Source organism: Chryseobacterium mucoviscidosis (assembly GCF_002177115.1).
Classification (GTDB): Bacteria; Bacteroidota; Bacteroidia; order Flavobacteriales; family Weeksellaceae; genus Chryseobacterium; species Chryseobacterium mucoviscidosis.
The window spans coordinates 34,319-48,542 of sequence record NZ_MVAG01000088.1 but is presented as its reverse complement, the minus strand read 5'-3'; the positions used below and the strand labels follow the sequence as shown (position 1 = coordinate 48,542).

Genomic DNA, 14,224 nt, shown 5'->3' with positions numbered 1-14,224 from the left:
AAATGAAAAAGCAATTAACATATATAGCTGCAGCATTTTTCTTCGCAGGAATGGTTTCAGCACAAAAGATAGATCTTAATGCCATGCCAAAACCGGGACCAACTCCGGCCATTAACATTGCAAAGCCAAAAACTTTCCAGCTAAGCAACGGACTTACGGTAATGGTGGTGGAAAACAATAAACTTCCGAGAGTAAGCGCAAGTCTTAGCATGGACAGAGCACCTTATTATGAAGGTAGTGTAGCAGGCGTAAGCGAAATCATGGCAGAACAGTTCGAAAACGGAACCACTAACATGAGCAAGGATGAATTCAACAAAAAGGTGGATTATCTTGGAGCGAACTTAAACTTTTCTTCTAACGGAGCTGCGGCAAATTCACTTTCAAAATATTTTCCTCAGGTTCTTAACCTGATGGCAGATGCGATCATCAATCCTAAATTTTCTGCTGAAGAGATCCAGAATTCTAAAGACAGAGCAATTGAAGGTTTAAAATCTGAAGAGAAAAATGCTTCTTCTATTGCTTCAAAGGTTTCTAACGCTTTAATGTATGGTAAAAATACATCAAGAGGAGAATTTGAAACAGTAGAATCAATCAACAAAATTCAATTGGCTGATGTACAGAATACGTACAAAAAATATTACGCTCCGGACAATGCTTATCTGGTAATTGTTGGAGACGTAAAATTCGATCAGGTAAAACCTATGGTTGAAAAAGCGTTCAGTGGATGGAAAAAAGCAAATACTCCAATTTCTCCTTTAGAACCGGCTTCTAATGTTGCTAAAACGGAAATTAACGTAGTGGATGTTCCTTCTGCGGTACAGTCTGTGGTTTCTTTGAACAACCTGAACACGCTGAAAATGAAAGATCCTAACTACTTCCCTGCAACGATTGCCAATTACATTCTTGGTGGTGGCGGTGAAGCAAGACTTTTCATGAACCTTCGTGAGAAAAACGGTTTTACTTACGGTGCATACTCCAATCTTAGCGCAAGCAAATATTCTCCGCAGTTTTCTGCAAGCGCAAGTGTAAGAAATGAAGTTACGGATAAGGCAGTAAAGGAATTTATGAATGAACTTAACGCGATTTCTACCGTTAAGCCTGAAGAACTTGAAAATGCAAAAGCTAAACTGAAAGGTTCTTTCATCATGTCTCTGGAGCAGCCTGCGACCATTGCAAGATTTGCTTTAAACCAGAAAGTACAGAATCTTCCTGATGATTTTTATACCAATTATCTGAAATCTATTGATAAAGTAACGGCTGCCGATGTTTCTAATGCTGTAAAATCTACTATTCTTCCTAACCAGAGCAGAATTTTCATTGCCGGAAAAGCAGCAGATATTTCTGAAGGTCTGGAAAAATTAGGATATCCGGTAAAATATTTTGATAAAGAAGCCAATCCTGTAGCAAAACCAACAACACAGAAAGTGGATGCAGGAGTTACTGTTGCTTCTGTTGCAGATAAATACATCAACGCAATTGGAGGAAAAGCAAACATCGATAAAGTTTCTTCTTACACCGTAAATGCTTCCATGTCTATGCAGGGACAGAATATCGATCTGAAAATGATGAAAGCGAAAGGAGGAAAAGAACTTACTACTGTGACAGGTATGGGACAGACTCTTCAGAAACAGGTATTCGACGGAAAGACAGGATATTCTGAACAAATGGGGAAAAAAGTGGAAATGAAACCTGAGCAAATTGCTGAAAAGCTTAAAAATACTGAACTTTTCCCAGAGCTTGGTTTTGCAAAATCTGCTGACTACAAACTTGCAGGAATTGAAAAAATCGGCGGTGAAGATTCTTATGCTGTAAAAAATGGTGATAACACTTACTATTACAGCGTAAAAACAGGTCTTAAAACCGGAGAAACAAAAACAGTAAAAGCGATGGGACAAACCATGACTGTTCCTACAACATACTCAGATTACAAAGATGTTGCAGGCGTGAAAATGCCTTATACCATTACCGTAAGCCAAATGGGAATGGATATGACAATGAACGTAAAATCGTACGAAGTGAATCAGGCGAAAGATTCTGATTTTAAATAAAAACCTTCTGTTTTTACAGAAAAAACGGCAACAGTTGTTGCCGTTTTTTATTTTTGTTAACATTTATAATATCTTTCTTTGTCATTCGGTAAAAAAAGATTAAATTTGCCCATTCAAAAAGATATCAAATTAATGGATTCTATATTTATACTATTGATGGTTCTTATTATGATCGCCAGTATTTTATTGGTTATCATCGTTATGGCTCAAAATCCTAAAGGAGGAGGTCTTTCCAGTACTTTCGGAGGAGCATCTTCTGCTCAGTTTGGAGTACAAAGAACCAACGACTTTATGGAGAAAGCAACATGGACTTTAGGAGGAACAATTATCGTTCTTATTCTTTTAAGCGTTGTAATTACAGGGAAGCCTTCGGCAACAGCTCCGGTTCAGGCGCCTGCAAAAAAAGAAGCTCCGGCTAAGCAATCTTCATCTCCTGCTGCTTCTACAACAACTACTCCGGCTCAGACTCCTGCGCCAACAAAGTAAGTAAATTTTATTTTTACATATATAAAAAGCAACTCGATCGAGTTGCTTTTTTTGTGGTTTATACCGGTGGAATTTTACTTTAATTATTTCTGAAAGAATTCCAGTAATCATTCTGATCTTCTCCAAAAAGACAGTCTATAAAGGAATCCAAAGACATCTTATATAAAACTTCCTGATCTATTTCTTTAAAATCTGATACAAAAAATTCAGGTTTCAACTGAATATCTTCCCGATCGATCACCAAAATATTTTCAGGACAGTAAAAAGGATAATTTTTGATATCCGAATTGGTGGTAATTAATTTTCTTCCCGAAGCCAATACCTCAAAGGTTCTTATGGTTAAGCCATTCTGAAATGGTTTATTAATATCCAGGACAGATTTTGTTTTTTTGTAAAAATCGATGATCTGATGATGATTCAGTTTATCAAAACTTACTTTTGTAATGTCAAACTGCTTCAGGTTTTTATCAATCATCTTTTTCAGTCGGAATGCGATTCTTCCCATTGCATAGTAATAAAAGTAAGATTTCAGATTCAGCCGATCTGCCATTACTCTGATCTTTTCTCCTACAATATAACGATCCGTATGAGCGCTTCCGATAAAAACAATGTCATATTCCGGTTTCTGAGAATACTGTTGTAAACTTTTATATTCATCCACATAAAACAAAGGTCTGAAGCTTATGTTATATTTTACCGAATCATTGTATTCAAACGTAAACTTTTTGTCGAAATATTTAAGATTTTCAATCAGATTGGGATATTCCGTCAATGGATCAAAATTGTAGTAAATCATTTCCATTCCGGGATTATCATTCTTTATTTTTTCAAGAAAAAAAACAGGAATGGCCTCTCCTTTTATCAGGAAAAAATAATCGTATTCTTTGTCTTTAATTTCTTCAAGAATCCGGTTATAATAATTGTTTATTTTAAGATGGTAGAATCTTTTATTAAGACGGATAATACCCTTCGAAAAATTGGAATTGGAAGGTCTTTCATCATAAAAATCCACTTCAGCACCCAGTTCAGAAAGTCTTTTTGCTATGGCTTTTTCATATTTAAAAAAACTAACCGACAGAAAAAGTATTTTTTTACCCTTTAAAGCAATCATTTTAAAAGTCCTTTTACTTTCATTTCTTCCAGAGATTCTTTGAACTTTACATCCTGAATATTCTGTTGCAGAACCCAATGGGTAAACTTAGACATTCCTTCTTCAAAAGATATTTTCGGCTGAAAATTTAATTTTGATTTAATCTTACTGATGTCTGCAAAATTATGTCTGATGTCTCCTAAACGAAACTGCCCGGAAACATTAATTTCAAAATCGACATTGTAAAATTTTCTGAAATTTTCCGCTACCGTAGTTACTGCGGTAGAAACCCCAGTTCCCACGTTGAAAACTTCGCCGTTCGCTGCATCATTTTCAATACAACGAATTGTTGCTTCCACGGCATCATCCACATGAATGAAATCTCTGGATTCGTTTCCGTCTTCAAAAACATTAATATCGTTTCCGTTAAGAATCTGGGACGAAAAAATAGATAAAATTCCTGTGTAAGGATTTAGAAGAGACTGTCCTTCTCCGTAAACGTTCTGAAACCTCAACGCAACCGGAGCAACTCCCATAGAAGAACAGGCAGTCATTACCATCTGTTCCTGTGTATATTTTGTAATTCCGTAGATGGAAGTCGGATGTATTTTAGACTCTTCGTCCGTTGGCAAAGCGCGAAGAATCTGCCCGTCGGGATAAATAATTTCAAAATTTCCTTTTCGCATCTCTTCCACGTTTCTGGGTCTTGGATAAATCAGTCCCAATTCGGGATGAAGATATTTTCCTTCTCCATAAACCGCTCTGGAAGAAGCAATAATCACTTTTTTTACCTGATGGGGTTTATTTACGAGGATATCCAGCATTTTTGCCGTTCCGGAAACATTCACATCCGTATATTTCTCGATTTGGTACATGGATTGTCCGGTACCGGTCTCTGCCGCAAAGTGTACAATAACATCCTGCCCTTCAATCGCTTTTTCCCAGTCTTCAAAATGAGCAACATCTCCTTTAATGAAATTTACATTCCCTAAAATATTTCTGTACAAAGGCGAATCCTCATCAGGATTTTCTCCGTGGATCTGAGAAGAAAGATTATCCAGAACCGTAACTTCATACCCCTTCTTCTTAAGTTCTAAAGACAACTTACTTCCAATAAATCCGGCTCCCCCTGTGATGAGTATTTTCATTTGATACTTGTGAAATGTTTATTTTGTTCTGTTTAAATTATAATAAAAAGTCCGAAGGAGCAAAAGTAAATATTTTGCTTTATAAAAAAGCTTAAATGTGGTATATTGAATAAAGTTTATTTCTTTTAAATCATACATTTCCTTCAGATTCTTTTTAAAACCTTTTGCCATTTCGGGAAGATTTGCAGACAAACCCGAAACCCCGAAACTTCTTTTTCCTTTGCCTACCAGAACCAGACTTTCATTCAGAATGTACATTTTATTTTTCAGGGAAACCTTCATCCAGTAGTTTACATCTTCCGCATACCGCTGCTCGGCATCAAAATATCCTGTATTTTCCAGAACTTTTCTTCGGAACATTACCGTAGAAGGCTGTGCTTCGTTTCTTATCAAAAGCTTTTTAAAGGTAATTTCTGCAAGACCATTTTTTATACGGTAAGGAAAAAGAATTTTATTGTTATTTCTCGCCGTGGCAAGAAAATCTATTTTCAGATTACTATTTTCAAAATACTGGATCTGTTTTTCAGTTTTCGCGGAATCCCACTCGTCATCGGCATCCAACAAGGCTATATAGTCTCCTTTTGCAATTCTTAAACCTGTATTTCTTGCACTCGAAACCCCACCGTTTTTTTGATGTAATAAAGTTATATTAAGCTGAGAATGATCTTTAATGTAAGCTGTAACCTTAGAAGCACTTTCGTCTGTGGAACCGTCATTCACAATGATAATTTCAAATTTCTCCAGTGGAAAAGTCTGATTTTTCACAGAATCCAAAGCAGAAACAATGGATTGTGCAGCATTATACATGGGAATAATTACGGAAACCATCTATACTTTTATATTATTTTTAAAAATGCCCAAAATTAAAGCGGTCATTACAAACGGCATCGACATATTGAAAAAACTGATATCAAAATATGAATTAACGATCATATTCTCATAGCCATATTCTGCGAAAAACATCGCAAACGGAACAAAAACACAGATAAACAGTAAAACTCCTGACCAAAGCAGGGTTTCATAAAAAGATTTTACTTTAAATGAAAGTATACAGCCCGCAACAATATAAGAAATACTTAATATCAAAGGTTGTTTTGCTCCCTGAATAGCAAAAGGATTATGCTTCAAAAAAACATCAAAATCTGGTGCGTTTTGAAAGAAAATATAACAGACCGCAATCACTGTAACTAAAAAAACAGCCGTAAAACGCAGTTTTTCTTTTATTGAAAAATCAACAAACTTTTTAAACAATAAAACCGTCAGCGGAATAACCGCGGAAAGCCTCGTGAGTAAAATTAAAGCGGATAAAAACGATACAACCGCAGAATTTATCTTTTTCTCTTTAATGAATTTTTCCCAAATTAAATAAACCGATCCTACAATGATAATAAAATTGGAAAACAAATCACTTTTAACATAAATTTCCCACAAATAACTTGGCGAAAGGAAAAGCAATATTAATACAGCCAGTCTCTGCCTGTAATCCGAAAAAATTTTAAAAATTAAATAAGCAAAAAGCAGGAAAGAAAAAGACTGCAGATAGCCTACACTTCCGAAAAGCAGGTAAAAAGGCATCCCAAAAATAATAAGAACCGGCAGATTGGAAGATTCCCTTTCCATATGATCCGGAATGTTGTAAGGATACTGTCCGTTGAAAACAGCCTTTATCCCGATTTCCATTGCCGACCAGCGATCAACATTCAGCGTATTTCCATCTACTTTATAATTCAGGTAAATGCTAAACAGAAAGAAGAAAAATATTCCCAGGAAAAAAGCCGTTTTATAAAAAAATTCTTTGAAATGAAATTTTAGATAAAAGAAACCCAATCCGAAAAATATAATAAGATATCCTGCCAAAATTGGAATATTATACTGTTCTCCGTATTTAATGATAAAAAGAGAATTTACAGCAAGATAAATACAGACCAAACTGTAGGTTTTCAGTTTTTCTGATATTGGGATATTTGAAAATGCAGCTTCCATGAAGTATTTTCTTTTAATTTTAAGAATTTCCTTCATTATAAGGCAGCCTGTTCATAATCGATCTTCCAAGAGAAATTTCATCTGCGTATTCCAGCTCATCTCCTACAGAAATTCCTCTTGCAATGCTGGAAAAGTTTACCTCAAAATTTTTAAATTTTTTATAGATATAATAAGCAGTGGTATCCCCTTCCATCGTTGCGCTTAACGCAAAAATAAACTCCTTCACCTTTCCGTCATTCAGTTTTTTTTCGATGCTCGGAATGTTTAGCTGATTGGGTCCTACTCCTTCCATCGGAGAGATTTTACCCCCAAGAATTAAATATTTCCCTGTGTATTTTCCCGTATTTTCAATAGCAATTACATCGCGTACATCTTCCACAATACAGATCACCTCATCATTTCGCTTCTCGTTGCTGCAAATCTCACAAATTTCAAAATCTGAAAAATTATGACATTCTTTGCAGTATTTTATTTCGTTTACGAGGTTAATGAGAGAATTTCCAAGGCTCGTCGCTCTGGAATTGGGCTGTTTCAGTAAATGTAACGCCAAACGCAAAGCCGTTTTTCTTCCGATACCGGGCAATCCGGCAATTTCATCCACTGCTTTCGCTAAAACTTTACTCGGGTAATCCATAGAACAAAAATAATGATAATTGTTGACAGTTTACTACCTGTTGTTTTTATGTTAAGAGCCTAAAAATAAATTTTAAATCTTTTTAATAATCCTCCATTTCCACAGTTCCGTTTTCTAAGCTCAGATTAAAAACCTTATATTTGATCATCCAAATATTAACTTAAAAAAATAAAACTCAATGGTTCTTAACAATTTAAACTATCCACTGGATTTTAAATTTAAAATTTCAACACTGGCAAGTGATTTCAATATTACAGACAAAAACGGAAATTACGTCGCTTATGTGCGCCAGAAAATGTTCAAACTGAAAGAAGACGTTATCATTTTTAATGATGAAAGCAAGTCTAAAGAACTTTTCAGAATCAAAGCCGATCGATGGCTTGATTTTAATGCCTCTTATTCTTTAACTGAAATAGCGACAGGAAGAAGCTTTGGAAGACTTGCGAGAAAAGGGATGCGTTCTTTCTGGAAATCGACTTACAACGTTCTGGACAGTAACGATAAAGAGAGATTTACCATCACAGAAGACAACGCATGGACAAAGTTTCTGGACGGAATGGTGAGCGAAATCCCTGTGATCGGAATGTTTACCGGATATTTCTTAAATCCTTCCTACACCGTAGCCGGAATAGACGGAAAAGCATATTTTAAACTGAAAAAAATGCCGTCTTTCTTCGGAAGAAGATTTCAACTGGACAGACTGGTTGATATTGATGACGAAGAAGAAAGCCTGGTCATTCTTTCATTGCTTATGATGACGCTGCTTGAAAGAGCGAGAGGATAGCCTCAGAATTTCCGCAGTTTTCAATCTATGAAAATATCTTTTGATTTAGATGATACCATTATTTCCAACCATAGATTTCCTTTAGAAAAAGAGACTTTTTGGGCTAAAATTATCGGATGCGAAAGGATTCGATCCGGAACAGTTGCATCGTTTAAAGCATTAAGAAATAGAAAACATACAATTTATATTTATACGACTTCTTACAAGAGTACCTTAAAAATTAAGCTGATGTTTCTATCTTACAGTATTCCGGTTGATTTTATCATCAATCAGCAACTGCATGACAGAAAAGTAAAAATGAAAGGAAAAAATATTTCTAAATTTCCTCCGGAATTTGGCATTAATATTCATATTGATGATTCTGCCGGAATTGAAATGGAAGGAAAAAAATTCGGATTTAAAACCATCATCATTTCACCGGATGAAGGAGACTGGAGCAATATCATTCTGAAAAAATTGATGAATTCGGAATGATATATGAATGATTTTAAACGGTCAAACTTTATCAGAAAAATCAATAAATTAAATTTTTCATACCTTTAAGTTTCGAAAATTTTTAGGTTAAATTAAATAATACACGATGAAATATGTAATCATTTTCTTTTCGGCTTTCCTTTTGGTTGCCTGCAAAAAGGATAAAGAAACAGTTTCCGACTCGGCAAAAAAAGATTCTGTAACGGTAGTTCAGGATTCTGTAAAAACAGATGCCCAGAAAACAGGCATTGTTGTTGATCCATTTCCTTTTCCAAAAGAAATTAAGGAATGCTCATGCTATTTTGCAAAAAGCAAGTCGGATTTTGAAAACGAAAAATACATTTATGCAGATGATGCCGGAAAAACAGCCTACATGAAGCTGGACGGAAAAAGACTTGCCATGAATCTGATCTCTTCAAGCGATATGGAAGTAGACGAAGAACTGAGCAAAGAAATTGAAAGCGACGATTATAAAATCTCGGTAAAAGGTAAAAAAATAAAAGGAGAAGAAGCTTTACTTTTTGAAGGTACGCTTACGATTGAAAAACCGGACGGAACGGTTGTTACCCTACCTATTTACGGAGAATGCGGATGCTGAAAATACATTTAAAACAATAAAAAAGAATGCTTCTGAATGATCGGAAGCATTTTTTATTTCGTAATTTTGATAAAAATAAATTTCATGGAGCTATCTAATATAGAACCGCAGATTATCTGGAAAAATTTCTCCAAATTAAATTCGGTTCCGAGACCCTCAAAAAAAGAAGAAAAAGTAATTGCGTTCATCAGAGAATTTGGTGAAAACTTAGGATTGGAAACTACTGTTGATGAAGTAGGAAATGTAATCATCAAAAAACCGGCAACTGCAGGAATGGAAAACCGCAAATCTGTGGTTTTGCAATCGCATCTGGATATGGTTTGCCAAAAAAACAATGATGTAAATTTTGATTTTGAAACAGAAGGAATCAAAATGGAAATCGATGGAGACTGGGTAAAAGCAAAAGGAACCACTTTGGGAGCCGACAATGGTTTAGGAGTAGCGACAATCATGTCTATTCTGGAAAGTTCAGATATTCCGCACCCTGCTTTGGAGGCACTTTTCACCATTGATGAAGAAACAGGAATGACGGGAGCTTTAGGTCTGAAACCGGGACAGTTAACGGGAGATATCCTTCTGAATCTTGATACCGAAGAAGACGATGAAATTGATATCGGCTGCGCCGGAGGAATTGATGTTACCGTTTCTCAAAACTACGAAACTGAAGCGGCAAACGGACAAATCGTGAGATTTGAAGTAAAAGGTTTACAAGGAGGGCATTCCGGAATGGATATTCACAAAGGTTTTGGAAATGCAAATGTTATTTTGGGGAGGTTGCTTTATAAAGCTTTGGAAAAAGAAAACATTCAGTTGATTTCTATTGACGGAGGCGGATTGAGAAATGCTATCCCGAGAGAAGCCGTTGCTGTTGCTTCCGTAAGAAATGCTCAGGAATTTATCGAAGAAGTGACGAACGGACTTAAAAAAGAAATTTTAGACGAGTTTGCAAGCATTGAAGCCGGTCTTCAGATCAATATCGAAAACACGACAACTTCAGAGAAAGCGATTTCAGAAGCAGATTCAAAAAAGATCATCTTAACATTGAAATCTCTTCATAACGGAGTGTATAGAATGAGTCCGGATGTAAAAGATCTGGTAGAATCTTCCAACAACGTCGCAAGAGTTGAATTAAAAGACGGTGCATTAAAAATTTTAAACCTTTCAAGATCATCAGTAGAATCATCTAAAGATTCGGTGGCTGAACAGTTGAAATCAGTTGCTGAACTTGCCGGAATGAATACCGTTTTCAGTGGTTCTTATCCGGGATGGAAACCTAAACCGGGTTCTGAAATCGTTCAATTGATGGAAAAAATCTATGTTGAGAAATTCACTGAAAAACCTCACGTTGTAGCCTGTCACGCAGGTCTGGAATGCGGAATCATCGGAGCCAATTATCCTGAAATGGAAATGGTAAGTTTCGGACCCACCATTCGCGGAGCGCACTCTCCGGATGAGAAGGCAAATATTCCTTCAGCCCAGAAATTCTGGAGTTTCCTGAAAGATATTTTAGCCAACATTCCTCAGAAATAAAATTGTAAAATTGCTATATTGAATATCCAAAGTCGTTTTGATTTTGGATATTCAATTATAAGAAGCTATGTAACATGAGTGAAGCAAAAAAGAAAACTAAGCAGGCTGCATTTACAAATTGGTTTGGTCCACTTTTAAATGCTTTAAGAGAATTAGGTGGTTCTGGACGACCTAAAGAAGTTGTGGAAGAAATTGCTAAAAAAGAAAAAGTTCCGGATTCTCAACGTGAAGAAGTCATGAAATCTGGGATTCTAAGATTTGATAATCAAGTAGCATGGGCAAGACAATATCTTGTATGGGAAGGTTTACTAGACAACTCTAAAAAAGGTGTTTGGACTTTATCATCTAAAGGTCAAAATACTTTTTTAACATTAGACGATTCAAGAAAAATATTCTTAAAATGGGTTGAAATTCATCAGAAAGCTAAAAAAGAAAAAACACCGAAAGCCAAAATTGTTGAATTCCAAGAAGAGGAAGAACCTGAAGAATTAGAACATGAAATTACTCCTACATTATTGGAAGTATTACAGTCTGTAACCCCAAATGGATTTGAACATATTTGTAAAAGATTGCTTCGTGAGCATGGCTTTGAAAATGTAAATGTGACGCAAGCCTCTCATGATGGTGGAATCGATGGCTATGGAACGTTAGAACTTAATCCATTTGTAAGTATGAAAGTTTTATTTCAATGCAAAAGATACAAAGGGACAGTCTCAAGATCCCAAATCGGAGATTTTAGAAATGCCATGATTGGAAGAGCTGATAAAGGTATAATTCTTACAACTGGAACATTTTCTGAAGATGCGAAAAGAGAAGCATCACGAGATGGCGCGCCTCCGATAGAATTAATTGATGGAAAAAAATTAGTTGAATTATTCGAGAAAGTTGAACTAGGGTTAAAACCTAAAGTAATTTATGAAGTTGATTATAATTTTTTCGAGATTTATATGAAAAAATAAATCTCTTTATTTCTAATATCAAAACTTATTAAAAAACCTCCTGAAGAAAATCTTCGGGAGGCTTTTATTTTATGGTAAGTTAAAATCTTTCTAAGGATAAGGAGCAATCTCTACTTCCAGACCTTCCATTTCTGGAACGATATGCAGTTGACAGCCCAGTCTGCTGTTTTCCTGTACATGGAATGCTTCACCCAACATGGCATCTTCTTCTGCGCCCATTTCATCAAGTCCCGGATCGTTTGTCACGTAAACCTGACACGAAGCACACATCGCCATTCCTCCGCAAACTCCGATGGTTCCTTCTTCCGCCAATTCATAAGAACGGATGATTTCCATCAGATTCATAGACATATCCGTTGGCGCAACGACATCGTGTGTAACTCCTTCCCTATCGGTAATTTTTATATTAATATCGCTCATCTTTTGTTGATCGTTAATAGTTGATTGTTGATGGTAATTGATATTCAACAACAGACAACAAAATTAGTCAATTTTTTTAACAACAGCTTTTTCTGCTTCTTTTCTGCTTCCGTCGAATCCGTCTACGCCGCTTACCGTTGTATATTTCAGAACGAATTTTTTACCCGGATTCAGTCTGTTGTAAACACTCTGACACATTAAAGTAGCTTCATGGAATCCGCAAAGAATCAGCTTTAATTTTCCCGGATAAGTATTGATATCCCCGATCGCGTAAATTCCGTCGATGTTCGTCTGATAATCCAAAGCATTGTTTACAACGATTGCATTTTTCTCGATATTCAGTCCCCAGTTTCCGATTTCTCCCAATTTTGGTGTTAAACCGAATAACGGAATAAAATAATCTGTTTCAATATCGTAAGGATCCTGTCCGTCAATAGCAACCGTAATCGCTTCTACTTTTCCGTCACCTTTAATCGCTGTAACTTCTGCAGGAGTAATTAATTTAATTTTACCCTGATTTTTAAGATCCTGAACTTTTTCTACAGAATCCAAAGCACCACGGAATTCGTTTCTTCTGTGGATCAACGTAACTTCACTCGCTACATTAGATAAGAAAATACTCCAGTCCAGTGCAGAATCTCCTCCTCCGGCAATCACTACTTTTTTGTTTCTGAAATGTTCAGGCTCTTTTACAAAATATTCAAGACCTTTTTCTTCGTAATCGGCTACATTTTCAATGGTAGGTTTTCTTGGCTCGAAAGTTCCTAAACCTCCTGCGATAGCAATAGCTTTCGCTCTGTGAACAGTTCCTTTGTTCGTAATGACTTCAAACCATTCGTCATCCACTTTTGTGTAAGAAACTGCGGTCTCTCCCAAAGTGAATCCCGGCTGAAACTGCTTGATCTGCTCCATCAAATTATCCACAAGCTCTCCCGCATTTACAGAAGGATATCCCGGAATATCGAAAATAGGCTTTTTAGGATAAAGCTCAGCCAACTGTCCTCCCGGTTGAGGAAGTGCATCAATAATATGGCACTTCATTTTTAATAAACCTGCTTCAAATACAGCAAAAAGTCCTGTAGGACCGGCTCCTATGATCAATATATCCGTCGTTATCATAATTATAAGATAATTTAATTATACTTGTGAGCGCAAATTTACTAATTTTAATGCGAAGCATATTTAATTCAGTCTAAATAAAAAACTGAGATTTGTCAAATATATTTCATATTTTAAAGTTATTGAATTTGGCAATGTTTTTGTAAAATTTAAATTATGAAGAAATTTTTAAGTATTATTTCGATATTTATATTCATTCTGGGATTTGGACAGATTGATAATATTGCAGACGGAGAGTCTATTACGCTGAGAATCCATTACGGATTTCTGAATGCGGGTACCGCTAATCTTACGGCACAGAAAACTACGTTCAAAGGAGCTCCGCATCTTCATGTAAGAGGAACGGGACAGACAACGGGAGCAGTAAGAGCATTCTTTAAGGTAGAAGATTTTTATGAAAGCTACATCAATATGCAGACTGAACTTCCGAGCTTTTATGTAAGAAACGTGAGGGAAGGAAGCTACAGACAGCATCTGGAAACGACATTCAACCACGACAACAACACATTGGTTTTAACGGACAAGAAAACGCCGGCAAACGGATCAAAAGTAATAAAATCTGTAAAAGGAGTTCAGGATATGCTTTCCTGCTTCTATTATTTAAGAAGTAAAACTGCTGCTGAACTGAGAACAGGAACAGTAATCAACATGAATGTATGGATTGATGATGAAATGTTTCCTTTTCAGCTAAAAGTGGTGGGAACTGAAAATCTGGATACCAAATTCGGGACAATTAACTGTTTAAAAATTATTCCGTCTGTGAAGAGCGGAAGGGTTTTTAAAGAGAAAGAAGGAGTAACGATGTGGGTTTCTAACGACGCCAACCATATTCCTATTTTATTGAAAGCTGAATTGGCAGTCGGATCATTAAAAGCAAGTATCGACGGATATAAAAATGTAAAATATCCTTTAAAGTTTACAAAATAAATTCTTTGTAAATCATTAGAAATA

The 14,224-nt window shown here is 35.9% G+C and carries 15 protein-coding genes; 8 read left to right on the top strand and 7 right to left on the bottom strand.

The features are described 5' to 3' along the window. Positions 1-2 precede the first annotated feature (2 nt). Entirely contained in the window at positions 3-2,048 is a 2,046-nt protein-coding gene (locus B0E34_RS05430) for a M16 family metallopeptidase (protein ID WP_087707644.1), read from the top strand. Between the two features lie 132 nt (positions 2,049-2,180). Continuing rightward, positions 2,181-2,534 carry a preprotein translocase subunit SecG gene (gene secG, locus B0E34_RS05425; RefSeq protein WP_087707753.1) on the top strand — a complete coding sequence of 118 codons (354 nt, stop codon included), beginning with the start codon at positions 2,181-2,183 and terminating at the stop codon, positions 2,532-2,534. A gap of 79 nt (positions 2,535-2,613) precedes the next feature. Here secG and B0E34_RS05420 read toward each other — a convergent pair whose 3' ends face one another. Genes B0E34_RS05420 through recR form a run of 5 tightly spaced genes read right to left on the bottom strand, consistent with a single transcriptional unit; the run spans position 2,614 to position 7,389 of the window. Beyond that, the gene (locus tag B0E34_RS05420) at positions 2,614-3,645 is read right to left on the bottom strand and encodes a WaaS/CpsH family glycosyltransferase (RefSeq protein WP_087707641.1); all 1,032 of its coding nucleotides are present in this window, start codon (positions 3,643-3,645) and stop codon (positions 2,614-2,616) included. Continuing rightward, entirely contained in the window at positions 3,642-4,772 is a 1,131-nt protein-coding gene (locus B0E34_RS05415) for an NAD-dependent epimerase/dehydratase family protein (protein WP_076395747.1), read from the bottom strand. Before B0E34_RS05415 ends, B0E34_RS05420 begins: the two co-directional genes overlap by 4 nt. A gap of 18 nt (positions 4,773-4,790) precedes the next feature. Beyond that, positions 4,791-5,600, bottom strand: a complete 810-nt coding sequence (locus B0E34_RS05410; RefSeq protein WP_076395745.1) for a glycosyltransferase family 2 protein — start codon at positions 5,598-5,600, stop codon at positions 4,791-4,793. After that, a complete protein-coding gene (locus B0E34_RS05405; protein ID WP_123956553.1) occupies positions 5,601-6,755 on the bottom strand; it encodes a hypothetical protein in 1,155 nt (384 codons plus the stop codon). A 19-nt stretch (positions 6,756-6,774) separates the two neighbouring features. Next, a complete protein-coding gene (recR, locus tag B0E34_RS05400; RefSeq protein ID WP_076395741.1) occupies positions 6,775-7,389 on the bottom strand; it encodes a recombination mediator RecR in 615 nt (204 codons plus the stop codon). A 178-nt stretch (positions 7,390-7,567) separates the two neighbouring features. On the opposite strand from recR, the gene B0E34_RS05395 reads away from it, so the two are divergent. The 5 genes from B0E34_RS05395 to B0E34_RS05375 all read left to right on the top strand — a co-directional run bounded on the left by B0E34_RS05395 (position 7,568) and on the right by B0E34_RS05375 (position 11,734). Then, positions 7,568-8,173, top strand: coding sequence for an LURP-one-related family protein (locus B0E34_RS05395; protein ID WP_076395739.1), 606 nt, complete (start codon positions 7,568-7,570; stop codon positions 8,171-8,173). 27 nt (positions 8,174-8,200) lie between these two features. Further along, positions 8,201-8,647: a hypothetical protein gene (locus B0E34_RS05390; RefSeq protein WP_087707635.1), complete on the top strand. Its 447-nt coding sequence runs from the start codon at positions 8,201-8,203 to the stop codon at positions 8,645-8,647. A 106-nt stretch (positions 8,648-8,753) separates the two neighbouring features. Further along, positions 8,754-9,245, top strand: a complete 492-nt coding sequence (locus tag B0E34_RS05385) for a hypothetical protein (RefSeq protein WP_087707632.1) — start codon at positions 8,754-8,756, stop codon at positions 9,243-9,245. A gap of 84 nt (positions 9,246-9,329) precedes the next feature. After that, the gene (locus B0E34_RS05380) at positions 9,330-10,775 is read left to right on the top strand and encodes an aminoacyl-histidine dipeptidase (RefSeq protein WP_087707750.1); all 1,446 of its coding nucleotides are present in this window, start codon (positions 9,330-9,332) and stop codon (positions 10,773-10,775) included. Between the two features lie 74 nt (positions 10,776-10,849). Beyond that, positions 10,850-11,734, top strand: coding sequence for a restriction endonuclease (locus B0E34_RS05375; RefSeq protein ID WP_087707629.1), 885 nt, complete (start codon positions 10,850-10,852; stop codon positions 11,732-11,734). Between the two features lie 90 nt (positions 11,735-11,824). Here the strand turns inward: B0E34_RS05375 and B0E34_RS05370 are convergent, their stop codons facing one another. Beyond that, positions 11,825-12,154, bottom strand: coding sequence for a 2Fe-2S iron-sulfur cluster-binding family protein (locus B0E34_RS05370; protein ID WP_087707626.1), 330 nt, complete (start codon positions 12,152-12,154; stop codon positions 11,825-11,827). A gap of 63 nt (positions 12,155-12,217) precedes the next feature. Next, complete coding sequence (locus tag B0E34_RS05365; RefSeq protein ID WP_087707623.1) at positions 12,218-13,273, bottom strand: NAD(P)/FAD-dependent oxidoreductase; 1,056 nt, start codon at positions 13,271-13,273, stop codon at positions 12,218-12,220. A gap of 156 nt (positions 13,274-13,429) precedes the next feature. Between B0E34_RS05365 and B0E34_RS05360 the strand changes: the two genes are divergently transcribed. Next, the gene (locus B0E34_RS05360; RefSeq protein ID WP_076395720.1) at positions 13,430-14,200 is read left to right on the top strand and encodes a DUF3108 domain-containing protein; all 771 of its coding nucleotides are present in this window, start codon (positions 13,430-13,432) and stop codon (positions 14,198-14,200) included. The last annotated feature ends 24 nt before the right edge of the window (positions 14,201-14,224 follow it).

Coding starts and splice junctions, on each gene's coding strand:
- B0E34_RS05370 (WP_087707626.1), bottom strand. CDS start 12,154: ATGAGCGATATTAATATAAAAATTACCGATAGGGAAGGAGTTACACAC.
- B0E34_RS05380 (WP_087707750.1), top strand. CDS start 9,330: ATGGAGCTATCTAATATAGAACCGCAGATTATCTGGAAAAATTTCTCC.
- B0E34_RS05430 (WP_087707644.1), top strand. CDS start 3: ATGAAAAAGCAATTAACATATATAGCTGCAGCATTTTTCTTCGCAGGA.
- B0E34_RS05375 (WP_087707629.1), top strand. CDS start 10,850: ATGAGTGAAGCAAAAAAGAAAACTAAGCAGGCTGCATTTACAAATTGG.
- B0E34_RS05410 (WP_076395745.1), bottom strand. CDS start 5,600: ATGGTTTCCGTAATTATTCCCATGTATAATGCTGCACAATCCATTGTT.
- B0E34_RS05415 (WP_076395747.1), bottom strand. CDS start 4,772: ATGAAAATACTCATCACAGGGGGAGCCGGATTTATTGGAAGTAAGTTG.
- B0E34_RS05405 (WP_123956553.1), bottom strand. CDS start 6,755: ATGGAAGCTGCATTTTCAAATATCCCAATATCAGAAAAACTGAAAACC.
- B0E34_RS05360 (WP_076395720.1), top strand. CDS start 13,430: ATGAAGAAATTTTTAAGTATTATTTCGATATTTATATTCATTCTGGGA.
- B0E34_RS05420 (WP_087707641.1), bottom strand. CDS start 3,645: ATGATTGCTTTAAAGGGTAAAAAAATACTTTTTCTGTCGGTTAGTTTT.
- B0E34_RS05390 (WP_087707635.1), top strand. CDS start 8,201: ATGAAAATATCTTTTGATTTAGATGATACCATTATTTCCAACCATAGA.
- B0E34_RS05395 (WP_076395739.1), top strand. CDS start 7,568: ATGGTTCTTAACAATTTAAACTATCCACTGGATTTTAAATTTAAAATT.
- recR (WP_076395741.1), bottom strand. CDS start 7,389: ATGGATTACCCGAGTAAAGTTTTAGCGAAAGCAGTGGATGAAATTGCC.
- secG (WP_087707753.1), top strand. CDS start 2,181: ATGGATTCTATATTTATACTATTGATGGTTCTTATTATGATCGCCAGT.
- B0E34_RS05385 (WP_087707632.1), top strand. CDS start 8,754: ATGAAATATGTAATCATTTTCTTTTCGGCTTTCCTTTTGGTTGCCTGC.
- B0E34_RS05365 (WP_087707623.1), bottom strand. CDS start 13,273: ATGATAACGACGGATATATTGATCATAGGAGCCGGTCCTACAGGACTT.